This is a genomic window from Streptomyces sp. NPDC043812 (genome assembly GCF_056436245.1).
Genome location: NZ_JBWKCY010000001.1, coordinates 458,365 through 482,578 on the forward strand (window position 1 = coordinate 458,365; position 24,214 = coordinate 482,578).

Annotated in this window: 21 protein-coding genes; 13 read left to right on the plus strand and 8 right to left on the minus strand. The window is 71.5% G+C overall.

Annotated features, from left to right (window positions below; translation table 11 throughout):
• Window positions 1-119: 119 nt before the first annotated feature.
• A complete protein-coding gene (locus AC067Z_RS02110) occupies window positions 120-869 on the minus strand; it encodes an ankyrin repeat domain-containing protein (protein ID WP_478787472.1) in 750 nt (249 codons plus the stop codon).
• Between the two features lie 220 nt (window positions 870-1,089).
• Here AC067Z_RS02110 and AC067Z_RS02115 point away from each other — a divergent pair, with 220 nt between their 5' ends.
• Window positions 1,090-1,545 (plus strand): hypothetical protein, encoded by a 456-nt coding sequence (locus AC067Z_RS02115; RefSeq protein ID WP_478787473.1) that lies wholly within the window; start codon window positions 1,090-1,092, stop codon window positions 1,543-1,545.
• 32 nt (window positions 1,546-1,577) lie between these two features.
• On the plus strand, window positions 1,578-2,447 hold the full coding sequence (locus AC067Z_RS02120; RefSeq protein ID WP_478787474.1) for an MOSC domain-containing protein: 870 nt from the start codon (window positions 1,578-1,580) through the stop codon (window positions 2,445-2,447).
• On the opposite strand, the gene AC067Z_RS02125 is transcribed toward AC067Z_RS02120, so the two are convergent.
• Window positions 2,435-2,701 (minus strand): hypothetical protein, encoded by a 267-nt coding sequence (locus AC067Z_RS02125; RefSeq protein ID WP_478787475.1) that lies wholly within the window; start codon window positions 2,699-2,701, stop codon window positions 2,435-2,437. The two genes, AC067Z_RS02120 and AC067Z_RS02125, sit on opposite strands and share 13 nt — an antisense overlap.
• Before the next feature lie 122 nt (window positions 2,702-2,823).
• Between AC067Z_RS02125 and AC067Z_RS02130 the strand changes: the two genes are divergently transcribed.
• A complete protein-coding gene (locus AC067Z_RS02130; protein WP_478787476.1) occupies window positions 2,824-3,186 on the plus strand; it encodes an arsenate reductase family protein in 363 nt (120 codons plus the stop codon).
• 45 nt (window positions 3,187-3,231) lie between these two features.
• On the opposite strand, the gene AC067Z_RS02135 is transcribed toward AC067Z_RS02130, so the two are convergent.
• On the minus strand, window positions 3,232-3,714 hold the full coding sequence (locus AC067Z_RS02135) for a carboxymuconolactone decarboxylase family protein (RefSeq protein WP_478787477.1): 483 nt from the start codon (window positions 3,712-3,714) through the stop codon (window positions 3,232-3,234).
• A gap of 47 nt (window positions 3,715-3,761) precedes the next feature.
• Between AC067Z_RS02135 and pdxR the strand changes: the two genes are divergently transcribed.
• Window positions 3,762-5,162 carry a MocR-like pyridoxine biosynthesis transcription factor PdxR gene (gene pdxR, locus AC067Z_RS02140; protein ID WP_478787478.1) on the plus strand — a complete coding sequence of 467 codons (1,401 nt, stop codon included), beginning with the start codon at window positions 3,762-3,764 and terminating at the stop codon, window positions 5,160-5,162.
• A gap of 175 nt (window positions 5,163-5,337) precedes the next feature.
• On the plus strand, window positions 5,338-6,024 hold the full coding sequence (locus AC067Z_RS02145) for an RlpA-like double-psi beta-barrel domain-containing protein (protein WP_478787479.1): 687 nt from the start codon (window positions 5,338-5,340) through the stop codon (window positions 6,022-6,024).
• A 183-nt stretch (window positions 6,025-6,207) separates the two neighbouring features.
• Here the strand turns inward: AC067Z_RS02145 and AC067Z_RS02150 are convergent, their stop codons facing one another.
• Window positions 6,208-7,119, minus strand: coding sequence for a Gfo/Idh/MocA family protein (locus tag AC067Z_RS02150; protein ID WP_478787480.1), 912 nt, complete (start codon window positions 7,117-7,119; stop codon window positions 6,208-6,210).
• Between the two features lie 273 nt (window positions 7,120-7,392).
• Here AC067Z_RS02150 and glnII point away from each other — a divergent pair, with 273 nt between their 5' ends.
• The 3 genes from glnII to AC067Z_RS02165 all read left to right on the plus strand — a co-directional run bounded on the left by glnII (window position 7,393) and on the right by AC067Z_RS02165 (window position 10,492).
• Window positions 7,393-8,412: a glutamine synthetase gene (glnII, locus tag AC067Z_RS02155; protein WP_478787481.1), complete on the plus strand. Its 1,020-nt coding sequence runs from the start codon at window positions 7,393-7,395 to the stop codon at window positions 8,410-8,412.
• Window positions 8,413-8,674: 262 nt separating this feature from the next.
• Window positions 8,675-9,670 (plus strand): DUF6891 domain-containing protein, encoded by a 996-nt coding sequence (locus tag AC067Z_RS02160; protein ID WP_478787482.1) that lies wholly within the window; start codon window positions 8,675-8,677, stop codon window positions 9,668-9,670.
• A 264-nt stretch (window positions 9,671-9,934) separates the two neighbouring features.
• The gene (locus AC067Z_RS02165) at window positions 9,935-10,492 is read left to right on the plus strand and encodes a winged helix-turn-helix domain-containing protein (protein ID WP_478787483.1); all 558 of its coding nucleotides are present in this window, start codon (window positions 9,935-9,937) and stop codon (window positions 10,490-10,492) included.
• Between the two features lie 25 nt (window positions 10,493-10,517).
• Here the strand turns inward: AC067Z_RS02165 and AC067Z_RS02170 are convergent, their stop codons facing one another.
• Window positions 10,518-11,933 (minus strand): PepSY-associated TM helix domain-containing protein, encoded by a 1,416-nt coding sequence (locus tag AC067Z_RS02170; protein ID WP_478787484.1) that lies wholly within the window; start codon window positions 11,931-11,933, stop codon window positions 10,518-10,520.
• 46 nt (window positions 11,934-11,979) lie between these two features.
• A complete protein-coding gene (locus tag AC067Z_RS02175; protein ID WP_478787485.1) occupies window positions 11,980-12,522 on the minus strand; it encodes a hypothetical protein in 543 nt (180 codons plus the stop codon).
• Between the two features lie 204 nt (window positions 12,523-12,726).
• Here AC067Z_RS02175 and AC067Z_RS02180 point away from each other — a divergent pair, with 204 nt between their 5' ends.
• Complete coding sequence (locus tag AC067Z_RS02180; RefSeq protein WP_478787486.1) at window positions 12,727-13,722, plus strand: NAD-dependent epimerase/dehydratase family protein; 996 nt, start codon at window positions 12,727-12,729, stop codon at window positions 13,720-13,722.
• A gap of 504 nt (window positions 13,723-14,226) precedes the next feature.
• Here the strand turns inward: AC067Z_RS02180 and AC067Z_RS02185 are convergent.
• A complete protein-coding gene (locus AC067Z_RS02185) occupies window positions 14,227-16,341 on the minus strand; it encodes an MMPL family transporter (RefSeq protein ID WP_478787487.1) in 2,115 nt (704 codons plus the stop codon).
• Between the two features lie 226 nt (window positions 16,342-16,567).
• On the opposite strand from AC067Z_RS02185, the gene AC067Z_RS02190 reads away from it, so the two are divergent.
• From AC067Z_RS02190 to AC067Z_RS02200, 3 genes are all read left to right on the plus strand, one after another.
• Complete coding sequence (locus tag AC067Z_RS02190) at window positions 16,568-17,833, plus strand: sensor histidine kinase (RefSeq protein WP_478787488.1); 1,266 nt, start codon at window positions 16,568-16,570, stop codon at window positions 17,831-17,833.
• Complete coding sequence (locus AC067Z_RS02195) at window positions 17,818-18,465, plus strand: LuxR C-terminal-related transcriptional regulator (protein ID WP_478787489.1); 648 nt, start codon at window positions 17,818-17,820, stop codon at window positions 18,463-18,465. Before AC067Z_RS02190 ends, AC067Z_RS02195 begins: the two co-directional genes overlap by 16 nt.
• Window positions 18,466-18,699: 234 nt before the next feature.
• On the plus strand, window positions 18,700-20,274 hold the full coding sequence (locus tag AC067Z_RS02200) for a DUF1996 domain-containing protein (protein ID WP_478787490.1): 1,575 nt from the start codon (window positions 18,700-18,702) through the stop codon (window positions 20,272-20,274).
• Between the two features lie 154 nt (window positions 20,275-20,428).
• Here the strand turns inward: AC067Z_RS02200 and AC067Z_RS02205 are convergent, their stop codons facing one another.
• Window positions 20,429-20,950, minus strand: a complete 522-nt coding sequence (locus AC067Z_RS02205) for a hypothetical protein (RefSeq protein ID WP_478787491.1) — start codon at window positions 20,948-20,950, stop codon at window positions 20,429-20,431.
• A gap of 103 nt (window positions 20,951-21,053) precedes the next feature.
• On the opposite strand from AC067Z_RS02205, the gene AC067Z_RS02210 reads away from it, so the two are divergent.
• Window positions 21,054-24,173, plus strand: coding sequence for an alpha-N-acetylglucosaminidase (locus AC067Z_RS02210; protein ID WP_478787492.1), 3,120 nt, complete (start codon window positions 21,054-21,056; stop codon window positions 24,171-24,173).
• Window positions 24,174-24,214: the final 41 nt, after the last annotated feature.

A 24,214-nucleotide genomic window follows, 5' to 3' on the forward strand; every position in this document is an offset into this window, starting at 1 on the left:
GTTCCGAGGTGTCCTGCCCCCACCTCGGCTCTTCAGTAACTCAACTGACTGGTAACTGAGTTGAAGCTCCCACAGCGCCGCCAGATTGTCTGTGACACGTCACACTGCCCCCGGAAGTGTCACGGGGCGGGCCGGTCGTCCTCCCGTGAGGCCGCGCCCTGCCCGCGCAGCCATCGGACGACGTCGTCGGCGCCCTGGGCCCGGGCGACGTCCAGCGGTGTCATGTCGTCCCAGCCGACCCGGTCGATGTCCGCACCGTGCTCGTGGAGCAGCTGGGCGGTGGGGAGCCGGCCGCCGTGGCAGGCGCCCCAGAAGGCGCGGGTGATGTCCTCGGGGGTGGGTGGTTCGGGGGCGGTGAGGTACCCGCGGACCTGGTCGATGAGACCCAGCGTGGCGGCGTCCTGGAGTGTGGTGCGGGCGCCGTGGGCGAGCAGGCGGCGGGCTGCCCGCCACTGGCCGAACCCGCGGGCGTCGGCCAGCGGCGTACCACCGCCGATGACCGCTCCGTCGGCCTCGATGTCGGCGCCGGCGGCGACGAGCGCGTCGAGGACGGCGACGTCGTCCGAACTGGCTGCCCAGTGCAGGGGCGTTTCGGCGTGGGCACCGGAGAAGCGGGCGTCAGGATCGGCCCCGGCGGCGGCCAGGGCGGCGACGACCTCGGGCCCGTTCGGGAAGTGACCGGGCCAGTCGGTGGCGATGTGCAGCAGGCTCCGGCTGCCGGGCCCGCACCCCTCCCGGCGCTCCTCGATCCGCGCGGCGGCCAGCCCGGGATGCTCGTCGAGCAGCGCCCGGAGGGCCGGGAGGTCGCCGGTGCGGATGGCGTCGGTGACGGCGACGGCCAGGGGGTCGTGGGAGTCGAGGGTCTGCACGGGCAGTTGCTCCTGGGCTCGGACGGGTGGCGACGGGTGGCCGGGGGCCGCCGGGAGCTCCCCGGCGGACGTGTCGTCGCGGCGCCGTCCACCGTCGCCGAAACGCTCCCAGCCTAGGCTCTTCCGTTCGGATCAGGGCCGGACGGGCAGCCGCGCAGTGTTTTCCCGGCCACTTGTGCACCGGGTCGCGGGCGCCGCGCCGGAGGCCGACGCTGGAGTCATGAGCGAAGCGAACAAAAGCCCGCAGTGGCACTCCTCCGTGCCGCCGCAGCCGTCGGGGAAGAAGCGCCGGACATGGCTCTGGATCGTGCTCGGGGTGCTCATTCTGCTCGTCGGGGGTTGCATGGCCGCCGTCGGTCTCGTGGCCAGCGACGTTTCCGACGAGGTGAACAGGAGCGTCAGGGCCTCGTACGAGGTCACCGGTGACGCACGCGAGGTCACTGTCGTGTACTCCGTCTGGAGCAAGGGCGATCCGGCCACCGAGCAGGAGCGGGTGACGTCCCTGCCGTGGCGCAAGGAGATCAGGGCGTCCGGATGGGAGAACAGCGGCTCGCTCGTCGTCACGGTCGGGGCGGACGGCGGCAGCGCGACCTGCCGGGTCACGATCGACGACGGACCGGCCAGGACCGCCACCGCCTCCGGGGCCTTCGCCTCCGCCACCTGCATCGGGCGCTGAGCGGAAGACAACGGGCACTACGATCGCCGACCATGGGGATCACCGTGCAGACACTGACGTACTACCCGGTCAAGGGCTGTGCCGGGACCGGTGTGGGGGCCGCTTCGGTCGGCAGCACGGGGCTGGAGCACGACCGGACCTTCATGGTCGTCGACGCCGCGGACGGTTCGTTCCGCAGTCAGCGCACGCTGCCGGCCATGGCCGCGATCCGGCCGGCGGTCGCGGACGGGGGCCGGGTGCTGCGGCTCGCCGCGGGCGGGGTCGAGGACCTGGTGCTGGACGTGGCCGCGGAGGGGGAGCTGCGGCCGGTGAGCATGTTCGACAAGGCGATCGGTCACGGCGTGGACCAGGGGGACGCGGTCGCCGAGTGGTTCTCCGAGGTGCTGGGGGCCAAGTCACGGTTGGTGCGGGTGCCCGAGGGATTCGACCGGGACGGGTGGGGGGAGACGCCCGGCAAGGTGGCGTTCGCCGACGCGCACGCCGTGCTCGTCGTGTCGCAGGCGTCGCTCGACGGGCTCAACGCACGGATCGAGGCCCGGGGCGGCACCCCGGTGCCGATGGACCGCTTCAGGGCCAACATCGTGCTGGCGGGGTGCGACGCCCCGCACGCCGAGGACGAGATGCGGCGCCTGGACATCAAAACCGTGCAACTCGCCTATGCCGTAAGGGCAATGCGCTGCGCAGTGCCGCTGGTGGACCAGCTCACCGGGCTGCGCGCCGGGCCCGAGCCGGTCCGTACGCTCGCCACGTACCGGCGGGAGCCCGCGTACGACAACAAGGTCAGCTTCGGCATGAAGGCCGCCGTGGTGCGTGGTGGTGAACTCGCGGTGGGCGATGAGGTGACGGTGGGCGGACAGGTGGGGCGCCCGGACGGCGCCCCACCCGGTGCTCAGCGGCCGTAGCGGATCAGCGCGCGGACCATCCGGCACGTCGTGTCGGACGGGGCATGCACGCCGATGCGCTCGGCCGTCGCCCGTATGCGGCGGTTGTCGGCCGTCGCCGGGTGGTAGACGCCGGAGTCGAGCAGGGCGATCGTCAGACGCATGGCCTTCAGACGACGGTTGTGCGAGACGTACCACTCGCGCGGCTGTCCGGCCGGGAGCGGCTTCTTCTGAACAGGGATCAAGGGCTTCGTCGTAAGTGTGGCAACGGCCATCGGCAACCTCCTGGCGCGGTGGCGGGACCATCCCGAACTACTGTCCATTCTACGGGCGCCCACTGACAATCGGCCCTGGCCAGGCGGTGTTTGAGGGATCCCCGGGCGGTACGGTGTACGGCATGGAGATCTGGATCAACCCCGCCTGTTCCAAGTGCCGCAGCGCCCTCACCGTCCTCGACGCGGAGGGCGCCGACTACACCGTGCGCCGCTATCTGGAGGACGTTCCGAGCGAGGACGAGATCCGCGAGGTGCTCGGCCGGCTCGGGCTCGAACCGTGGGACATCACGCGCACGGGCGAGGCCGTCGCCAAGGAGCTGGGGCTCAAGGAGTGGGCGCGGGACGCCGGTTCGCGCGAGCGGTGGATCACGGCACTCGCCCAGCACCCGAAGCTGATCCAGCGGCCGATCATCACGGCCGACGACGGCTCCGCGGTGGTGGGACGCACGGAGGAGTCGGTACGGGACGCGATGGGGCGGGGCTGACCCCGGCTGACCAAGGGCCCCGTCCTCGCGCGGCAGCGCCGCCCGTCAGCGCTCGTCCGTGCCCGCCACCTTGCCCGTTGCCAGGGCGATGCGGTTCCACGTGTTGATCGTGAGGATCAGGGCCAGCAACTGCCCCAGTTCCGCGTCCTCGAAGTGCGCGGCCGCCCGGGCGTAGGCCGCGTCCGGGACTCCGGCGTCCGCGACCAGCGTCACCGCCTCCGTCAGGGCGAGGGCCGCCTGTTCCTTCTCCGTGAAGAAGTGGGGGGCCTCACGCCAGACACCGGTCATGTGCAGGCGCTCCTCGCTCTCGCCTGCCTTGCGGGCGTCGCCCGTGTGCATATGGAGGCAGTAGGCGCAGTGGTTGAGCTGGGAGGAGCGGATCTGGACCAGTTCGACGAGGGTGGGGTCCAGGCCCTCGCGCGCCGCGGCGTCCAGGCCGATCACGGCGCGGAACGCCTTCGGGGCCAGCTTGGCGAAGTTGATGCGGGAGGCGGTGGGGGCGGGCTGAGTGGTCTGCGTCGTCGTCATGGGAACGAATCTATGATGCCGGGCGACCGGTTGTAGGGTGCATTTCTGTGGCGGAATCATGGGTCAATTTTGCGGAGCGGCTCGGCGCCGATCTGCATCTGGAGCTGACCGGGGCGGGCAGTCGGCGGGCCGTGCTCATGCGGGCGCTGCGTGAGGCGATCGAGAGCGGGCGGCTCGCGCCGGGGACCCGGCTGCCGCCGTACCGTTCGCTGGCCGCCGACCTGGGGATCGCCCGCAACACCGTCGCCGACGCGTACGCCGAGTTGGTCGCCGAGGGCCGGCTGACCGCGCGCCAGGGGTCGGGGACGCGGGTGGCCGAGCGGGCGGCGTCCGTCCCACCCGTGCGCCGGGCGCGTACGCCCGCTCGTCCCGAGCGGCCCGTCCACGACCTGGTGCAGGGGCAGCCGGACCCGTCGACGTTCCCGCGGACCGCGTGGCTGGCATCGGCCCGGCGGGCGCTGAACAACGCGCCGCACGACGCCTTCGGGCCGGGGGATCCGCACGGCCGGGCGGAGCTCCGGGAAGCGCTGGCCGGGTATCTGGCGCGGGTGCGCGGGGTACGGACGGCGCCGGAACGGATCGTCGTCTGCTCGGGCACGGCCCACGCGCTGCGGTTGATGGCACAGGTGGTGGGCGGGCGTTGGGGTGTGGAGGCGTACGGGCTGCCGTTCCATCGCGGGCTGCTCGCGGGTCAGGGAGTGCGGACCGTGCCGCTGACCGTGGATGAACAGGGCGCGGATGTCGGTGCGTTGGGGCACGAGGATGCCGTCCTGCTGACACCTGCGCATCAGTTCCCGACCGGCGGGCCGCTGCATGCGGCGCGGCGGGCGGCGGTCGTGGACTGGGCCCGCGCCGGTGGCGGGCTGGTTCTGGAGGACGACTACGACGGCGAGTTCCGTTACGACCGGCAGCCGGTGGGCGCCCTGCAGAGCCTGGCCCCCGACCGGGTCGTCTTCATGGGCTCGGTGAGCAAGAGCCTGTCCCCCACGCTGCGGATCGGCTGGATGGCGCTGCCCGCGGAGCTCGTCGGCGACGTGGTGGCGGCCAAGGGCGAACGCGAGCAGTTCGCGAGCGCCACCGAGCAGCTCACACTCGCGGACTTCATCGCCTCGGGGGCGTACGACCGCCATGTGCGCAGGATGAGGCAGAGGCATCGCCGGCGGCGCGACCGGCTGGTGTCGGTGCTGGCCGAGCGGGCACCGCAGGTACGGGTGTCGGGGATCGCGGCCGGGCTGCATGCGGTGCTCGATCTGCCGGAGGGCAGCGAGCGGGCCGTGGTGAAGGCGGCTGCGTGGCAGGGGCTGGGGGTGGAGGGACTGGCCGACTACCGGCATCCGGGGTACGGGGGTGCGGCGCGGGACGGGCTCGTGGTCGGGTACGCGACCCCGCCCGAGCATCTGTACGCGGGGGCTCTGGACGCGCTGTGCCGCGCCCTGCCGCCCGAGTGACCGGTCACCGTGCCTGAAGCCCGAGTGACCGGTCACCGTGCCTGAACTGCGCGCACCTTAAGGAAAGTTAAGGAAGAGGCGCGTGAAGCCGGTGAGCAGATGCCGATGGCTACTCGTACGTAAGGGCACAAGGAACCATCCGGTCGCCCCCGCGGCCGGGGACAGGAGCCCTTACGTGTCTCGCAAGAAGACCCTCAGCGGCAAGAAGAAGATCGCCCTCCTCGTCGGCGCTGCGGCCATGGTCGGCGGCACTGCGATTGTCATGACCGGGACAAGCAATGCATCGGTGGCCTGTGACGGGCTCGCCCAGGCGATTCGCAACAACGAGAACTTCATCGCCGGCCAACAGGCCAACCCGGACGCCCAGTCGGCAGCGCGCATCGCCAACCGTCAGGCGGTGATCGCCCAGATCAAGGTCCAGCAGGAGGCGGCCGGCTGTGACGCCGGAGCGGGCGGCGGCGACCAGGCCGCGCCCCCGGCCGAGCAGGCACCGCCTGCCGAGCAGGCGCCGCCCGCCGAGGAAGGCGGCCAGGCAGGCGGCGAGGAGGCCGGCGCCGGTGAGGAAGCAGGCGCGGGTGAGGAGGCCGGCGGCAACGCGGGCGGCGGCGCCGCGGGCGAGGTCGTCTGCGCGGGCTCGACGGTCACCCTGTCCGGCGAGGGCGGCGCTCCCGCCGCCTCCAGCAGCGAGTTCCCCGTCGGCACCCAGCTGAAGGTGACCAACCTGGACAACAACAAGTCCACCACCGTCGAAGTGACCTCGGTGTCCGGCAGCTGCGCCCTGCTGAACAACGCGGCCTTCGAGCAGGTCCGCGAGGCCGGCAAGTTCCTCATCCGCAACGCGCGGATCGAGCGGGTCGGCTGACCGGCGCGGCCGGACCGGCGCCCCGTCCACTGTCGCCGGTCCGGCCGAAGCCGTGAATGCAGGACGGTGCCCGTCCGCGCTCCCCTCCCTCTGTCCCAGGTGGAGCGCTGCTTCCGAGCCGCACACTCGGAAGCGTTCGACGGCACCGTCCTGCACTGCGTGCCCCAAACAGTTGCTCCACCGCTACCGCGCCGTCGCGGCGAGCCTGCCCTCCGCCTCGGCCAGGACCTCGGTGATCCGCAGCCCGAACCGCACGTCGCACGGATGCGTTCGCCCCGTCCGTACGACCCCGAGCAGCTCGTTGACCGCCGTGCGGAACGAGCCCACCGGATCTCCCCACCCCTCGGGCAGCTCGGCCCTGCCGTGCTCCCCCATCAGCGCCAGCGTGACGCCCGCCGCCTTCACCGGCGCCCCCAGCCCCAGCGTCACCGTGCTGGACGCCCCGGTCGTGTGCCGCAGCACCAGATGCGTGGTGTCCGCGGGCCCGCGGGCGGCGGTCACCTCCACCACATCGCCGAGCACGGGCAGCAGCACCGAGAGCGCGTGCGGGCCGACGTCCCACAGGCCGCCCTTCTCCCGCCGCCACGGTGACGCGGCGAACGGGTTGTCCCCGCCGGGCGCGTACAGCGAGTTGAGCCACTGGGCGTGGGCCGTGAACCAGCCGCCCGTCGCGGTCTGTTCGGCGATCCACGGCGCCGTGTCGGAAGCGAAGCGCAGCGTGCAGAAGACGACGGAGGCGACCTTCGCCTCCTCCGCCGCATGCGCCGCCTCCCGGGCCGCGGCCACGTTCGTCGCCACGGGTTTGTCCAGCAGCAGGTGGCAGCCGGCCGCGGCCGCGCGCGCCGCGAGCGGGGCCTGGACGTCCGGCGGCACCGCGAACGCGATGGCGTCGTTCGAGGCGAACAGCGCGTCGATGCCGTCGTCGCCGGTGAACGCGGTCGTGCCATGGGCGTCGGCGAGCGCGGCGGCGGCCTCGGGCCGGCGCCCCCACACCCCGCCGAAGACGACGTCCGGATGTCCGGCGAGCGCGGGCGCCTGGGTCATCCCGGCCCACGGGCCGGCGCCGAGCAGTCCGATACGCAGGTGCTTGGTCATGCACCCCAGTCTGCCCGGCACGCCCGCCCGCGGCCCGCGTTCGCCCGCGGCGAGGGCATGACAGCCGTATACGACGACGCCCGCCGGCCCGCGGGGCGTCACGGCGGGGCGGGAGGCGGCGAGGACCGGACGGTCCTCGCGGCCGACCTGACACGCGGGCCCGGAGCAGGGTGTTTCCTGCGTAACGTGGGGTTCACAAACGGGCAACGGCCGGGAAATCGTGAATTGCGAAGCTGCGCGGCATACCGCTGCACCCGCAAAGGATGAGGCCCCGTGACCTTCAAGGCTGAGTACATCTGGATCGACGGCACCGAGCCGACCGCCAAGCTTCGCTCGAAGACGAAGATACTGACGGACGGCGCCGAGCTGCCCATCTGGGGCTTCGACGGGTCCAGCACCAACCAGGCCAAGGGCCACGCGTCGGACCGGGTGCTCAAGCCGGTCTTCTCCTGCCCGGACCCGATCCGCGGCGGCGACGACGTCCTCGTGATGTGCGAGGTCCTCAACACGGACATGACGCCGCACGAGTCCAACACGCGTGCCGCGCTCGCCGAGGTCTACGAGAAGTTCGCCGCGCAGGAGCCGATCTTCGGCATCGAGCAGGAGTACACCTTCTTCGACGGCGAGCGTCCGCTCGGTTTCCCGGCCGGTGGCTTCCCGGCTCCGCAGGGCGGCTACTACTGCGGTGTCGGCGCCGACGAGATCTTCGGCCGTGACGTCGTCGAGGCGCACCTGGAGAACTGCCTCAAGGCGGGTCTGGGCATCTCCGGCATCAACGCCGAGGTCATGCCGGGCCAGTGGGAGTTCCAGGTCGGCCCGCTGGCGCCGCTCGAGGTCGCGGACCAGCTGTGGGTGGCCCGCTGGCTGCTCTACCGCACCGCCGAGGACTTCAAGGTCTCCGCGACGCTGGACCCGAAGCCGGTGAAGGGCGACTGGAACGGCGCCGGCGCGCACACCAACTTCTCCACCAGGGCGATGCGCGAGGGCTACGACGCGATCATCACCGCGTGCGAGTCGCTGGGCGAGGGCTCCAAGCCGCTCGACCACGTCAAGAATTACGGCGCCGGCATCGACGACCGTCTGACCGGTCTGCACGAGACCGCCCCGTGGAACGAGTACAGCTACGGCGTCTCCGACCGCGGCGCCTCGGTCCGTATCCCGTGGCAGGTCGAGCAGGACGGCAAGGGCTACATCGAGGACCGCCGTCCCAACGCGAACGTCGACCCGTACGTGGTGACCCGCCTGCTGGTGGACACCTGCTGCTCGGCGCTGGAGAAGGCCGGCCAGGTCTGAGCACCGACTGCTCCGTGAAGGGGGTGTCCGCCGAAGAGGCGGACGCCCCCTTTGCCGTGGGGCGCCCGCGGCGGCGGGTGCTTCGGGTGCTGCGCTGCGCGGGCGAGCTCGGGGCTGCGGAGTCGGCGCTCCTGCCGGGCCTCGAACCGCTGTTGACGTCCCGAAGCCGCGAGACGGGGGCGGCGGGGCGAGGGCGCTCGCCGGGAGTCGCCGGCGGGGATGGACCGGGAGCGTTGTCGGTGGCCTGTGGCACGGTGACGTCATGCTTGCGATCACGGTGGACACGGAGACCGGGCAGAGCCATGCCCGGATCACGGCGGAGCGCCTCGCCGCGCTGACGCAGGAGATAGGCGCGAAGGGGAACCGCTTCCTGGTCGTCCAGCCGATCACCGGCGAGGCGGACCGGTACATCCAGGTGTGGCACGAGCGCGGCGGGGACTACCGACTGGAGCACCGGGACGGTTCGCCCGAGCGGCACTTCGGGGTGCGGGTCGCCGATGCGCAGCAGGCCGCGGATGTGATGGCGCGCTGGGCGCGGCAGCAAGCGGGGTGGGACGCCGGGCTGGAGTGGGTCCCGGTCGACCTGGACGCCGGGCCGGAGCCGGCGGCCGCCCCGGGCTCAGGGCCCGCTGATGGGGCGCAGCGGCTCGCCGCGCTGCCCGATGACGTGCTGGAGAGGTTCGAGGAGTACGTCCGCGGGCTGGTCGACAGCGGATACCACTCCTACCCCGACGTCTTCGATGCCGCCGACGAGTGGGTCGAGCACGGGGAAGGGCTGTCCGTCCCCGACGGCTACGTGGATGCGTTCGTCGAGCGGCTGTGGCACGAGCGGTCGGCCGAGCAGGCGGAGTGGACCGGGACGACCGACCCGGAGCGGCTCACCGGCGCGTTCGAGGCGCTGGAGAGAAGCGGCATCACCGCCCGTGAGAACTTCACCTGCTGTGCCACGTGCGGCAATGCCGAGATCGGCGACGAGGCGGCGGAGGGGGCGCGTGGCTTCGTCTACTTCCACAGCCAGTGCACGGACAGGGCGGTGGCCGGGCACGGACTGGTGCTCTACTTCGGGGGGTTCGAGGGACTCGACGGTCCGGACGCCGTCACCGTGGGCATCGGGCGCGAGGTCGTGGCGGCGCTGGAGGAGGCCGGTCTGTGCACGCAGTGGGACGGCACCGCACATTGCGCGATCGAGGTCACGCCGCTGAACTGGCGCAAAAGGTTGCCGGGACGAGTGGCCGAAAGCGCTCGGCCATGGAATTGATCACGTCCCAAGGTACGAGAGGGGCCTCCTGCGGCCGCCGCGGGTCTGGTTCAATAGGGCCATGGCCAGCATCCATCAGCACACAGCGACAGGTCGCAGCGACCTCGAGCCGTTCTGGCCTTCCCGGCAGCATCACGACTTCGACCGGGTGTGTTGCCGCGCGGTGAACGCGCAGGCCCTCTAAAGCCGTTCCACCCGGTCTTCGGCCAGCGCGCACGACGTTTCCACGTCCGACTGCCTCCCGCGCGAAAGAGCTGACCTCTCATGGCGAACACCCGTACCTTCTCCGCCGTACCCGCTGCGACCGTTCCCGGACCCGTCCCCGCGGGCCGACACCGACTGCGTGCTGTCGACCGTGACGAGGTCGTCGACGTCGCCGACTTCCTTCCGCCGGGTGCCACGTGGCTGCCCGCTCCCCCGCACACGCTGCCCACGCTGCCGGGCCGGCCGCCGATGGTCGGGTACCTCGTGCTCGTTCCTGCGGATCAGCAGCCGCCGCTCGCGGCTGCCGTCCCGCAGGTGCAGCAGGGACAGCCCGCCGACGGCCCCGTGCTGATCGACTCCGTGCGGCGCACGGCTCAGGTGAACGGGCAGACGCTGGATCTGACCTATCTGGAGTTCGAGCTGCTCGCGCATCTCGTGGCGCATCCCCACCGGGTGCACACCCGCGACCAGTTGGTCACGACGGTGTGGGGCTACGGGCATGTGGGGGACGGCCGGACCGTCGACGTCCACGTCGCCCGGCTGCGCCGCAAGCTGGGCGCCGAGCACCGCCGCACGATCCAGACCGTGCGGCGGGTCGGCTACAAGTACACGCCCTGAAGCGGCGGGCGGGTCCGGATCCGCGTCAGGTCCGGGCCCGCGCCTTCGCGAGTGCGCCGAGCGCGAGATCGCCGGCCAGGAACACCAGCAGGCTGATACCGAGCATCGGCACGAACCAGCCCACCAGCGCGGTCGCCGCGGCGAGCGGCAGCAGCGCCGTCAGCGGCACCTTGCGCCAGGCGCCGCGGGGCATCGGGCGGCCCATCGTGAGGGTGCGCTCCTTCGTGGGCCTGCGCTGCCACCACATCCGGTAGCCCCACACGATGAGCAGGATCAGCGCCACCATGAGCGCGGCGAGCGCGAGCTGGTTGACCAGGCCGAGGAAGACACCCATGTGGGCGTCGATGCCGAAGCGGGTCAGTTTGGCGAGCAACGGGTAGTCCTCGAAGCGGAGTTCGCCGATGACGCGTGCGTCGGCCGGGTCCACGGCGACCGAGTCGAGGTGGACCGGGTACTGGGTGTCGGTCTCCTTGACGATGTAGCCGTTGCCGTCGGCCGGCAGCGTCACCGCCACCTTGCCGTCGACGCCGTAGCCGCGCGCAGCCGCGACGGCGTTGTCGATGCCGATGTCCGCGCCCTCGTGCTGCGTGCCGTGGCCGCCGTCGCCGTGGCCTTCGTGCCCGCCGCCGCTGCCGCCGCCCGGTTCGAGCGCGGCCGACACGGTGGGGGTGGCGCCACCGAGCTGGGTCTGCACCGCGTCGATGTTCTCGCCCGCGTAACGCGACCAGGTCAGGCCGGTGGCGGAGAGCAGGACGAGACCGGTGACGGCCCACAGGCCGACCGAGCCGTGCCAGGACAGCGTCCTGCGCCGTCCTGTCGCACTGCGGTCGGGCAGGATCAGGGCCCGCCGGGTACGGCGTCGGCGTCCGAACCACAGCACCAGCCCGCCCAGTGCGACGACCCACAGCCAGCTGGCGGCCATCTCGCTGTAGTGGCGGCCGAATTCGCCCAGGTGCAGATCGGCGTGGAATTCGGAGAGCCACGTGCGCAGCGGGAGCGCGCCGGAGCTGCCGTAGGAGGGGAGCTCGCCGCGTATCTCCGCGGTGTACGGGTCCACGAAGACGGCGAGGGACTTGTCCTCCTCGACCTCGGGGGATGCCATCAGGACGCGGGTGGTGGCACCGTCCTCGTACGACGGCCACACCGCGGTCACCGTGCCGTCGGGGTTGGCCTTGCGAGCCGCTTCGACCTGCTCGTTGAGCGGCAGGGAACGCTCCCCGACGGGGACGCGCAGCTCGTGGTCGTAGACGATCTTCTCGGCCTGGAACGCGAGCGAGTAGAGCAGGCCGCTGACGGCGGCGACGAGGAGCAGCGGGGCGATGAGCACGCCCGCGTAGAAGTGCAGACGCAGGAGGAGGGGGCGCAGAGCACCCCGTCCGGCGGGTGGCGTGCTCGCGCCGGCTTCCGGTGTGGTGCCCTTGCTGGGGGCGTCAATGGACATGGCGGTCCTCTGAGTTGATGTCGACATGGGGGATCTCGGCCCCAGGTCAGACAGCAGCTCCGGGGACCGTGGCACGGGGGGCGGCGGATCCTGGCGGGCCACGGCGGACGAGGGTGTGCGCGAGGACGGCTCCGGTCGGGCGGCGCGCGGGGTACGCGGCGGTCGTGCGGCACACGGAGGACTGCTGCTCGGGCAGCCGTACGACGGCGAGCAGCAGCCGCAGCGGGGTGAACGCGAAGGCGAGCACGGTGCGCGCGAGCCGGAAGAACGCGGCCTCGCCGTGCGCCAGCCACAGGGCGCAGCCCGCGGCTGCCAGAAGGTGGACGGTGGTCATACCGGTACCGAAGGTGTCTGCCGCGGTCTGAGCGGTGTCGAACCGGTCGTGGTGCGCGTGATGGTGCCGCTCGGCCGGACCCGCACCCTGGAACAGCAGGTGCAGCACGCCCTGGACCGCGAGCAGGCCCGCACCGATGGACCCCGCGCGGCGCCGTCGGCCGGCCGCCAGCCACCCGGCCGCGGCGGTCGCACCGAGCGCGGCGAGCAGCGCGGCGGGCGGGATGTCATGCGCAGACAGGGACGAATGCCCCATCGCGGCCAACGTGACGGCCACCGCCGCGAAAAGCGCGGCCCGAAAGGCGCGCATCGGCGACCGGGCATCCGTCATCGTCGGCACATGCTGCCATCCTCGTGGCAGGTCCGGGAGAGTGACCGGGGGTTACGCCCAGAGCGTGCGTTTTCACCGCACAGCTGAAGCGCCCCCCGGGACGCGGCGCCGTGAGGCACAGTCACGATCATGAGACTTCTGATTCTGGGTGGGACGGAGTTCGCGGGGCGTGCCGTGACGGAGTCGGCGCTCGCGCGCGGGTGGGATGTCACGGTCTTCCACCGCGGACGGCATGCGGCACCGGACGGCGTGTCCGATCTGATCGGCGACCGCACGGCCGACGGGGGGCTCGCGGCCCTGGCCGACGGGGAGTGGGACGTGGTCGTCGACACCTGGTCGGCCGCGCCGTCGGCGGTACGGGACACGGCACGGCTCCTGACGGGCCGCGTGGGTCGCTACGTCTACGTGTCGAGTTGCTCGGTGTACGCCTGGCCGCCGGCGGCCGGGTACGACGAGAGCGCGCCCCTGGTGGAGGCGTCGCCGGACGCGGACGACGTTCCGTACGCGGAGGCGAAGCGGGGTGGTGAGCTGGCGGTGCTCGACGCTTTCGGCGCGGCACGCTCGCTGCTGGTGCGATCCGGTCTGATCCTCGGCCCGTGGGAGAACATCGGCCGCATGCCGTGGTGGCTGGGCCGCATCGCCCGCGGCGGGGACGTCCTCGCGCCGGGCCCGCGGGACACGCCCCTGCAGTACATCGACGTCCGCGACCTGGCCGAGTGGACACTGGACGCGGCGGAACGCGGCCTGAGCGGCCCGTACAACGTGGTCGGCGAGCGGGGCCACACGACGATCGGGGAACTCCTGGACGCCTGCGTGGCGGTGACGGGATCGGCGGCGCGGCTGCGGTGGACACCGGCGGACGTGGTGCTGGCGGCGGGCGTCGAACCCTGGAACGAGCTGCCGATCTGGATCCCGGCGGCGGAACTCCCCGAGATGCACGGGGCGCTGCACGGTCTGGGCGTGGGCCGCGCGGTGGCGGCGGGTCTGCGATGCCGCCCTTCGGCAGAGACGGTCCGCGACACGTGGGAGTGGCTGCGTTCGCTGCCGGGCGCCGCGCCGCAACGGCCGGATCGACCGTCGGTGGGGCTGTCGCCGGAGCGGGAGGCGGCTGTACTGGGCTCTTGAGCGGGCGGCGACCGGGTCACGCCGCCGGTCGTGGCCGGGTCGTGGGCGTGATGGGCGTGTGCGAGGGCGTGACGGTTCGGCGTCCGGGTGCGCGCTTGGGCGTGACAGGGTCCGGGTGGTGTGGCGTCCGGGTGCCGCTCCGGGGGCATGTCCGGGACTGCTTTCCCTTACTTGCGTCACTCCAGACTCACGACGCTTTACGTCCCGAACACGCCCCCTGCACGTCCCCCTCCCCGGCCCGGTCGTCTCGCTCCCTCCCCGTGGGCGGCTGTCCGCACCCGCCCCCTACGGGGAGCCACTCCTGCCCGTGGGGCGACGACCGGCCGCAACGGTTGAGTCCGGCGTGAGGGGGACGGGGTCGCAGGAGGGGGGTGCCCGGACGTAAGGCGTCGTGAGTCTGGTGCGACGCAAGTACGGGAAAGCAGTCCGGGCACCCCCCTCCAGAGACCCCCGCACCCGCACCCACCCAGGCCCCGGCCCCCCCGCCCGGCCGGACCGCGTGCGTCAGGCCAACGAGGGTGCCCGCTCCGGCGGCGTGGGCGCGGACGTCGGCCGGTCACGCCGGCCCCAGTTGCGTTCCCCCAGCAGCGCCATCACCGACGGCAGCAGAACCATCCGCACCACCGTCGCGTCCAGCAGGACCGCCACCGCGAGGCCCACGCCCATCTGCTTCATGTCCTGCATCGACAGCGTGGCGAACACCGCGAACACCGCGACCATGATCGCCGCCGCACCTGTCACCGCGCCTGCCGTGCGGCGGATGCCCTCACGGATCGCCGCGGGGGTGTCCGCGCCGTGGAGCCGCGCCTCGCGGATCCGGGAGACCACGAACACGTGGTAGTCCATCGACAGGCCGAACAGCACCACCAGGACGAACAGCGGCATCCAGCTCTCGATCGCCCCGACCGCCTCCGTGCCCAGCAGGGACGCTCCCCAGCCGTGCTGGAAGACGGCCACCATCACTCCGTACGCGGCCGCCACGGACAGCAGGTTGAGCAGGATCGACGTCACGGCGATCACATACGAACGGAAGCAGACCATCATCAGCAGGAACGTCACGGCGGTGATGAACGCGAACACCGGCACGATGCCACGCTTCAGCTGGTCGTTGAAGTCGACCGACTCGGCGAGCTGACCGCCCACGTACACCTGCGCGCCCGTGCCCTCGAAGGCCGCAGGCAGCTGCCGTTCCCGCAGGTCCGTGAGGGCGGCCCGGGAGCGGCCGTCGCTTCCGTCGCCCGCGAGGCGTACGTCGAACTGCGCGACGCCCTGTGCCCGGTGGACGGTGACGTCGGGGAACCGGCCCAGGGCCGATCGCATCGCGGCGCCGTCGATGTCGTCGGACCTGACGACGACGCGCGCCGGCTCCGGTCCGCCCGGGAACGCGCCGGTGATCTTCTCGTACGCGACTGTCAGCGCCGCGTCGGAGCCGAACTGCTTCTCCATGCCCAGCTGTTCGGTCTTCATGCCCACCGCCGGGGCCGCCAGCACCACGAGCACCGCGAGCGAGGCGAAGGCGAAGAGCCGGGGCCGGGCGAGGACGGGGCGCAGGACCGCGCCCGCGACCGCACCGCTCTCGTGGACGCCCTTCCGGCGGCGGCGGTTGAGGAAGGGAATGCGGCCGGCGTCGATCCGGTCTCCCAGCCACGCCAGCAGCGCGGGCAGCACGGTCACCGAACCGAGCATCGCGATGAGAACGACGAGGATCGTGGCGAGGGCGAAGCCCTTGAACAGCATCAGCCCGGACAGGAACATGCCTGCCATCGCCAGCATCACGGTCACGCCGGAGACCAGTACGGCCCGCCCGCTGGTGGCGGCGGCGATCCGAAGCGCCGTCTCGGCGTCACGCCCGGCGGCCCGCTCGTCGCGTTCGCGCCGCAGATAGAAGAGGCAGTAGTCGACGCCGACGGCCAGCCCCATCAGGAACATCACGGAGTACGTGGTCTGGAACAGGTGCAGTTGGTGGCTGGCGAGCGTGAGCAGCCCGAACGCGGCCATGCACGCGGTGAGGGCGAGACCGACCGGCAGCAGGGCGGCGACGACCGCGCCGAAGGCGACCAGCAGGATGCCGAGCGCCAGCGGCACCGCGGTGAACTCGGCCTTCCTGAAGTCCTCGGCGAGCAGGTCACCGAGCCACTTCTCGGCACTGGCCTGCCCGAACTGGTGCACCTCGACGCCGTCCTGCGCCCGGTCCGTCTCCCTCACGGCATCGAGCACGGGCTGCACCCGGTCCGCGGCGGTCGCGGAGTCGCCCTTGATCTCGAACCGGACCAGCCCCTGGCGGCCGTCCTTCGAGGGCAGCGGGGGTTCGATCCTCTGCGTCTCGCCGGTCCTCTCGATCGCCGCCGTCAACTCACGGGCTGCGGCCTTCCAGCCGCCGGCCGTATCGGCGCTGACCAGGACGAGCTCACCGGCGGGCTCGTCGAGGCCGGCGTCGTCCAGGATCTTCACAGCCCGCGCGGAATCGCCCGTGCCCTGCTCGGACTCGGACATCTCGACCATGCCGGATGCGCCGCCGACGGTCGTGGCCAGCACGACGAACAGAAGCCAACCGATGATGGCCGTCTTGCGATGGTGTGCGCTCCACACACCAATACGTGCCGCGAGGTTGTGCCTCATGGCTTTCGCCCCCAGAGGTGAGCACCGAATATGTCGAGTACGACGCTAGGAATCGGTGGATCACCGCCACAGCCGTCGAGCACCCCTGTACGGGAGCCATAGGGCGACAGGGAGGGGGTGTAGCCAGGTACACCCCTGTCCGGTGGCCGGAGCCAGTGCGGCCGCCGATCACCGGCCGCCACACTGGTCCCCGAGACCGACGGCAGGACGACGAGGGGAACCCGCGATGATCACGAAGGCGCGCGCATCGATAGCGGCCGGCGCACAAGGCATGGCGCTGGCGCTGACGGCACTGATCGGTTCGATCGTGCTCTTCGTCCTGACGACGGTGTCGATCGCACTCATCGTCATCGGTGTGGGTGTGTTCACCACGCCTCATCTGCTGACCCTGGTGCGGGCACACGCCAACCGCCGTCGGCTGCTGGCGGCGCAATGGTCGGAGGTACGCATTCCCGTCCGCTACCGGCCATTTCCGAAGGACATGCGGGGCGGCATCACCGGGCAGGTTGAGCGCTGCTCGCTGATGCTGAAGGATCCGGCGACCTGGCGGGACATGCAGTGGCTGTTCGCCGACATGACCGCGGGTGCGATCGTGGCGCTGCTCGCGCCGTCGCTGATCCTGGAGGGGATCTTCGGCCTGCTGCTCGCCGCCGGGCTCTGGGAGCCGATCGTCGACGCCGGCGGCACCTACTGGTACACCTTCCTGCCGGTCAGCAGCGACACCACGGCGAACCTGGCCGCCGGCCTCGGCGTGGCCTGGATGGTTCTCGCGCTCCACGTCAACCCGCTCCTCGTCCGCACCCACTTCCGTATCGCGGCCGCCGTCCTCGACTCCGGCCGTGCGGAGGAGCTGGAGCAGCGCATCGACCGACTGACCGAGACCCGGCACGACGCCGTGGACTCCTCGGCCGCCGAACTTCGCCGCATCGAACGGGATCTGCACGACGGAGCGCAGGCGCGGCTGGTGGCGATGGGCATGAGCCTGGGCACGATCGAGGCGTTGATCGAGAAGGACCCGGCGCAGGCCAAGCAGCTGGTCGCCACGGCGCGGGAGTCGTCGGCGGAGGCGCTGACGGAGCTGCGGGACCTGGTGCGCGGCATCCACCCGCCGGTGCTTGCCGAGCGCGGTCTCGGGGACGCGGTGAAGGCGCTGGCACTGCGGCTGCCGGTGGCGACCGAGGTGGACGTGGAGCTGCCGGGCCGTGCGGACGCACCGGTCGAGTCGGCCGCGTACTTCGCGGTCAGCGAGTCCCTGACGAACGCGGTCAAGCACGCGGGGGCGGATCGCATCTGGGTCGACATCAGCTACGCGGCCGGCGCGGTGCGCATCTCGGTCACGGACAACGGCAACGGCGGTGCGGCCGTCGGTGCGGGCTCGGGGCTGAGCGGTATCGAACGGCGACTGGGTACATTCGACGGCGTCCTGGCCGTCAGCAGCCCCGCGGGCGGTCCCACCATGGTCACCATGGAGATCCCTTGCGCGTTGTCCTAGCCGAAGATCTGTTCCTGCTGCGCGACGGTCTCGTGCGCATGCTCGAGGCCTTCGGCTGCGAGATCCTCGCGGCCGTGGAGAGCGGCCCGGAACTGACCAGAGCTCTCGCCGAGTTGGAGCCGGACGTCGCCGTGGTCGATGTCCGGCTCCCGCCGTCGCACACGGACGAGGGCCTGCAGTGCGCCCTGGCGGCGCGGCGGGCGCGGCCGGGGCTGCCGGTGCTGGTGCTCTCCCAGCATGTGGAGCAGCTGTACGCACGCGAACTGCTGGCGGACGGCAACGGCGGGGTCGGCTATCTGCTGAAGGACCGGGTCTTCGACGCGGAGCAGTTCGTCGACGCGGTGCGCCGCGTCGCGGCGGGTGGCACGGCGATGGACCCGCAGGTGATCTCCCAGCTGCTGACGCGCCGCTCCCAGGACAAGCCGATGGGCGGGCTGACGCCACGCGAGCGGGAGGTCATGGAGCTGATGGCCCAGGGCCGTTCGAACACGGCGATAGCCACGCAACTGGTGGTCACGGAGCGGGCGGTGGCCAAGCACACGTCGAACATCTTCGCCAAGTTGGGCCTGCCGGTGTCGGACGACGACAACCGCCGGGTGCTTGCGGTGCTGGCCTACCTGGACCACGGCTGACCACACATGCTCCGTCCGGCTTCCGCCGCATCACACCGTTTTGCCGCTGGATAATTCTACGAATCATTGCGCGGTTTGAACGTCCCACGAGCCACTCCCGTATGGAACGACGCGCTTCTCCCTCTGCCGGGACCCCCCTAAGGAGGCGTTCGGCGGATCAGGGCCTCCGCGGCCAGGATCTGCCGGACACCCCCGCAACCCACCACTCCCCCGGCAACGAAGCAGAGGAGTTCCATGGGACGCAATACGAGAAAACGCTCGACGCTGGCCAACAGGGCGATTGCCGCCTCGGCCGCATTGATCCTGGGCGGGGGCGGGCTGGTAGCGGCCAATACGTACGCCTCCGCAGGCGAAGGCTGGTGGCCGGGCGGGCAAGACGGACAGCAGAACCAGACCCGTGCGGCGGGCCAGTCGATGTCCACCATCGACTGTCCCGACGTGGGCAATTCGCTTCAGCAGGTCCCCGATCAGGAGCGGTTCGCGGTCGACCGTGAACTCGCCACGCTGGACAGCCAGATCACGACGGCCTATCAGCGGTTCGCCGACAACAAGGAGCGGATCGAGGCCGACCGGACCTTCGGCGAGAACCAGATCCTCACCCCGCTGAAGAATGAACGTACGGTCATCATCCAGCGGATCGTCGCCATGCTCGACCGGTCCGGCGACCGCCCTCAGGGCCTCGAACAGATGGCACCGTGCGCCCTCCGCGCCGATGACAACAACGGCGACGGTCAGGACAACGGCGACAACGGCGGGGACCAGAACGGAGGCGACCAGAACGGCGACAACGACGGCCAGAACCAGGACGGCGGTCAGAACCAGGACGGCGGCCAGGACAACGGCGACGGTCAGGACAACGGGGACAACGGCGGGGACCAGAACGGCAACGGCGGTCAGGCCGGCAACGGCCCCGAGCAGGGCGACTTCGTCAACATCGAGGACGTCCAGCCGAATGTCGACGGTCAGGACAACGGCAACGGTGGCTCCCAGGGAACGTTCACGACGAACTGCGGCGTGAACGAGAACGGCAAGTTCAACCCGGACAACGTCATCGTCGCCCCCGGCGTGGCCAACGGCGCGCACCACATGCACGACTACGTGGGCAACCAGGCCAATGACGCCTTCGCCAGCGACGACGACCTTGCCAACGGCGAGACCACCTGCCAGAACCAGGGTGACCAGTCGACCTACTACTGGCCCGTGCTGCGCCTGCAGAACGGCCAGGACGAGAACGACGCCAATGCGGACGGCGGCGGCAACGACCAGAACGTCGGCGAGATCCAGACGCCGTCCGAGGTCACGCTGCAGTTCGTCGGCAATCCCCAGAGCCAGGTCACGGCGATGCCGAAGTTCCTGCGCATCATCACCGGCGACGCGAAGGCGTTCGTCAACGGTGACGCGAACGCGAACGCGTCGTGGAGCTGCACCGGATTCGAGGACCGTCAGCTGAAGGACAAGTACCCGATCTGCCCGCAGGGCAGCCAGGTGGTGCGGTCCTTCAAGTTCCAGAGCTGCTGGGACGGCCAGAACACGGACAGCGCCAACCACCGCACACATGTCGCCTTCGCCGACGAGAACGGCAACTGCGGGAACGGCTTCCAGGCCATTCCGCAGCTCGTGCAGCGCATCGTCTACGACGTGCCGCCGCCGGTCTTCGACGGGCAGAACTCCTCGGTGTTCGCAGTGGACTCGTTCCCCGAGCAGCTGCACAAGCCGATCACCGACCACGGTGACTTCATCAACGTCTTCGACGAGAACCTGATGAACGAGGTCGTTGACTGCATCAACGAGGGACGCCAGTGCCAGTGAGCCGCTGAGGCCACGGGCGCGGACGGGGCCGTGGCCCCCTGGAGATTCCAGGGGGCCACGGCCCCGTCGCATGCGGACGCGCGTGGTGCAGGGCCCCTTCCGGGCCGGCCCGGTTTCCCGGGACCGGCCCTGCGGGTCCTTCGGTCAGGTGTGCTCAGCCCTCGTGGTGCCCTTCGTGGTTCTCGCCGTCGTGCTCGGAACCGTCGTGCTCGGAGCCTTCCTCGGTCCCTGCACCGCCGCCCGAGTGGTGGTCGGCGCCGGTCTCCACCGTGCCGCCGAGGCGGCCCCGCAGCGCGTCGACCACCTTTGCGTCGCCGACCGCGACCCACTTGCGCCCGACGAGGTAGGTGCCGCCGTAGTCGTTGGCCTCGTTGATCCACTCGCGCTGACCGCGGTCGGTGCTGAAGGTCGCCAGGACGTACCTCCCGTCCCCGGTCTTGCAGTTCGCCTGGCGCAGCTCGGCCGCGTCCGTCTGGATGTTCGGTTCGCACTCCGCCTGGCGCGCGATGTCCTCCAGGCTCCCGGTCGCGGTCTTCGGCGCCTTCGCGCCCTTGCCGTCCTCGACACGCCCGTCGTCGTCTGCGCCGGAACCGCAGGCCGCCGCCAGGGTCAGGACCACAACTGCCAATCCTGTCCGGGCCGCCCGCCACGTGCTGGTCTTGTTACTCGTCCGCATCCGGCCATGGTGCCCTCCCGCCCCCTCTTCGTGAACCCCGAACCGCTAGTAACGTGCGCTCCGCACTCACCTGTTGTCGCTGGAGCAACACGAAGGAGCGCTGATGACCGAGCTGTCGAGACGTTCGCTGCTGGGCACCGCAGGAGCCGTCGGAGCCGGTGCGGCTCTCGCCGGACCCTCCACCGCGGCGTTCGCCGCGGTCCCCGCCCCCGCAGCCGCGCCTCAGGCGCCCGCCGCCGCCGAAGCCACCGCTGCCGCCCGGGCGGCGCTGCGGCGGCTTCTGCCGGGGCACGCCGACCAGTTCACGCTGCGGACGCTTACCGGCGCCGAGCGGTTCCGGGTCACCGGTTCCACCGGCCGGATCGAGGTGGCGGGCACGAGTGCCGCGGTCCTGCTGACCGGGGTGCACTGGTACCTCAAGTACGTCTGCCGGGCACACATCTCCTGGTCCGGTTCCCAGCTCGACCTGCCGAACCGGCTGCCCAAGCCCCGGACGGCGCTGGAGCGTGCGGCGACGGTCGCCCACCGGTTCGCGTACAACGACACGCACGACGGCTACACCGCCCCGTACGCGGACTGGCCGCGCTGGGAACGGCTGCTCGACGTGCTGGCCCTGCACGGCTGCAACGAGGTGCTGGTGACACCGGGCCAGGAGGCCGTCTACCACCGGCTGCTGATGGACTTCGGCTACTCGGACACCGAGGCCCGCACCTGGCTGCCCGCGCCTTCGCACCAGCCGTGGTGGCTGCTTCAGAACATGAGCGAGTACGGCGGCCCGATGTCCACGGCGCTGATCGAGCGGCGCACGGATCTCGGCCGCCGCATCGCGGACCGGATGCGCGAGCTGGGCATGCATCCGGTGCTGCCGGGCTACTTCGGCACCGTCCCGGACGGATTCGTCGCCCGCAATCCGGGCGATGCCCGGGTGATCCCGCAGGGCACCTGGAACGGTCTGCGCCGCCCCGACTGGCTCGACCCCCGCACGCAGTCCTTCGCCGATGTCGCCGCAGCCTTCTACCGGCACCAGGCGGACCTGTTCGGCGAGATCGACCACTTCAAGATGGACCTGCTGCACGAGGGCGGCACGGCCGGCGACGTGCCGGTCCCTGACGCGGCCCGCGCGGTGGAGACATCCCTGCACAAGGCCCGTCCGGGTGCGACGTGGGTGATCCTCGGGTGGCAGTCCAATCCGCGCCCGGCGCTGCTGGATGCCATCGACACGGACAGGATCCTGATCGTCGACGGTCTGTCCGATCTGGACACGGTCACCGACCGGGAGACCGAGTGGGGCGGCGCACCGTACGCGTTCGGCACGATCCCCAACTTCGGCGGCCGTACGACGATCGGTGCGAACACGGACCGGTGGACGGAGAAGTTCACGGCGTGGCGCGACAAGCCGGGCAGTGCGCTGGTGGGCACCGCGTACATGCCGGAGGCCGCCGAGCGGGACCCCGCGGCGCTGGAGCTCTTCAGCGAACTGGCCTGGCGGGAGGAGAAGATCGACCGGGACGCCTGGTTCGCCGAGTACGCACACGTCCGCTACGGCGCCGACGACCGCTCGGCGCGCGCTGCCTTCGCCGCGCTGGCGGCGACCGCGTACAGGCTGACCAGCACCGACGGCCGCCCGTACGACTCCCTATTCTCCCGACGTCCGAGTCTCACGTCGGCGATCGGCACGGCCTTCGACCCGGCGGGTTTCGACAAGGCCTTCGCCGCCCTGCTGGACGTGCGGCCGCCGCTGCGGGACTCCGACGCGTATCTCCACGATCTGACCGATCTGGCGCGCCAGGCGCTCGCCAACCGCTCCCGTACGCTGCAACTGCCGCTGCGGGCGGCGCACCTCGACAAGGACGTGGACACGTTCCGCGCGATCACGACGCTGTGGCTGAAGCTGATGCGGCTCAGCGACACGATGGCCGGCTGCCACCGCTCGTTCCTGCTGGGGCCGTGGCTGGAGGACGCGAAGCGGCTGGCCACGAGCCCCGACGAGGCGGTGGAGCTGGAGCGCACGGCCCGTGCGCTGGTCACCACCTGGGCGGACCGTCCGGCGGCGAACGAGCTCAGCAACTACGCCAACCGGGACTGGCAGGGGCTCCTGGCGGACGTCCATGTCCCGCAGTGGGAGGCGTATCTGGCCGAGCAGGCCGCCGCGCTGGCCGAGGGCCGGGCGCCGAAGTCCTTCGACTGGTACCCGGTGGAGGAGGCGTGGACGAAGGACCGGCGTGCCTATCCGGTGCGGCCCATCGGTGACGCGTACCGCACGGCCCGGCGGGTGTACGACACCCTGGCGTCCGCGCCGTACCAGGGCTTCGTGTCCGTACGTGTGGAGCCGCCCGCCTTCACGCCGGGGAGCACGGGCACGGTGACGGCCACGTTCCGCAACTTCAACGGCCTGCGGGCCACGGGCCGGGTGGACTTCGAGCTGACCGGGCTGGACGCCGAGGCGCAGGGGGCGACGTATCTGCCGAGTGTGGCGGCCGGCGGGAGCGGCGAGATCTCCTGGCGGGTGACGGCGCCGGACGAGCCGCTGACCGAACCACTGGTGGCGATGCCCTACGCCCTGCGCACCCAGTACGGGCCCCAGGGTGCGGAGCGGGTGGCGGTCAGGCAGCGCAGCAGTGTGCATCTGGCCTCGCCGCTGGATCCCGAGTGGCGCACGTTCACGTCCAACTCGGCCGTGTTCGGGCAGGTGGGCGATCGCCTCGCGATCAACGGCGCGGGCAACGACCTGTGGCGGGGCACCACGCACTTCGGCACCGCCTACCGCGAGGGCGCTCTGCGCGCGGGCACGAGTGTGCTCCTGCGCGTGGACGCGCAGGACAACACGGGTTCCTGGGCGCGTTCGGGCATCGTGGTGCGCAACTCGCTCGCGAAGCCCGGGGACGCGGGCTTCCTGAACCTGGCGGTGACGCCGGGCCAGGGTGTGGTGCTGTCGTACGACACGAACGGCGACGGCACGCTCGACACCTACCGGCGCATCACGGGAATCAAGGCCCCGGTGCTGCTGCGGCTCACCAAGAACGCCGGGGTGTCGTTCACCGGCGCCTGCTCGACCGACGGCGGTGCGACCTGGCGCACGGTGGCCACGGCGTCGGTGCCCGGCGCGGCGGCGGCGCAGGACGTCGGGCTGTTCATGAGCGCGACGAACGGCGGCAGCGGCGCACGCGGGACGGTCCGGTTCAGCGGCTGGTCGGTCACGGGAGGTGTCGCGGCCACCGGCTGACGGGGCGGACGCATACATTCTGGGCAGGGGGTGTCAGCGTC

Coding starts and splice junctions, on each gene's coding strand:
- AC067Z_RS02115 (WP_478787473.1), top strand. CDS start 1,090: ATGAGCGAAGCGAACAAAAGCCCGCAGTGGCACTCCTCCGTGCCGCCG.
- AC067Z_RS02120 (WP_478787474.1), top strand. CDS start 1,578: ATGGGGATCACCGTGCAGACACTGACGTACTACCCGGTCAAGGGCTGT.
- AC067Z_RS02125 (WP_478787475.1), bottom strand. CDS start 2,701: ATGGCCGTTGCCACACTTACGACGAAGCCCTTGATCCCTGTTCAGAAG.
- AC067Z_RS02130 (WP_478787476.1), top strand. CDS start 2,824: ATGGAGATCTGGATCAACCCCGCCTGTTCCAAGTGCCGCAGCGCCCTC.
- AC067Z_RS02135 (WP_478787477.1), bottom strand. CDS start 3,714: ATGACGACGACGCAGACCACTCAGCCCGCCCCCACCGCCTCCCGCATC.
- AC067Z_RS02150 (WP_478787480.1), bottom strand. CDS start 7,119: ATGACCAAGCACCTGCGTATCGGACTGCTCGGCGCCGGCCCGTGGGCC.
- AC067Z_RS02160 (WP_478787482.1), top strand. CDS start 8,675: ATGCTTGCGATCACGGTGGACACGGAGACCGGGCAGAGCCATGCCCGG.
- AC067Z_RS02165 (WP_478787483.1), top strand. CDS start 9,935: ATGGCGAACACCCGTACCTTCTCCGCCGTACCCGCTGCGACCGTTCCC.
- AC067Z_RS02170 (WP_478787484.1), bottom strand. CDS start 11,933: ATGTCCATTGACGCCCCCAGCAAGGGCACCACACCGGAAGCCGGCGCG.
- AC067Z_RS02175 (WP_478787485.1), bottom strand. CDS start 12,522: ATGGGGCATTCGTCCCTGTCTGCGCATGACATCCCGCCCGCCGCGCTG.
- AC067Z_RS02180 (WP_478787486.1), top strand. CDS start 12,727: ATGAGACTTCTGATTCTGGGTGGGACGGAGTTCGCGGGGCGTGCCGTG.
- AC067Z_RS02185 (WP_478787487.1), bottom strand. CDS start 16,341: ATGAGGCACAACCTCGCGGCACGTATTGGTGTGTGGAGCGCACACCAT.
- AC067Z_RS02190 (WP_478787488.1), top strand. CDS start 16,568: ATGATCACGAAGGCGCGCGCATCGATAGCGGCCGGCGCACAAGGCATG.
- AC067Z_RS02200 (WP_478787490.1), top strand. CDS start 18,700: ATGGGACGCAATACGAGAAAACGCTCGACGCTGGCCAACAGGGCGATT.
- AC067Z_RS02205 (WP_478787491.1), bottom strand. CDS start 20,950: ATGCGGACGAGTAACAAGACCAGCACGTGGCGGGCGGCCCGGACAGGA.
- AC067Z_RS02210 (WP_478787492.1), top strand. CDS start 21,054: ATGACCGAGCTGTCGAGACGTTCGCTGCTGGGCACCGCAGGAGCCGTC.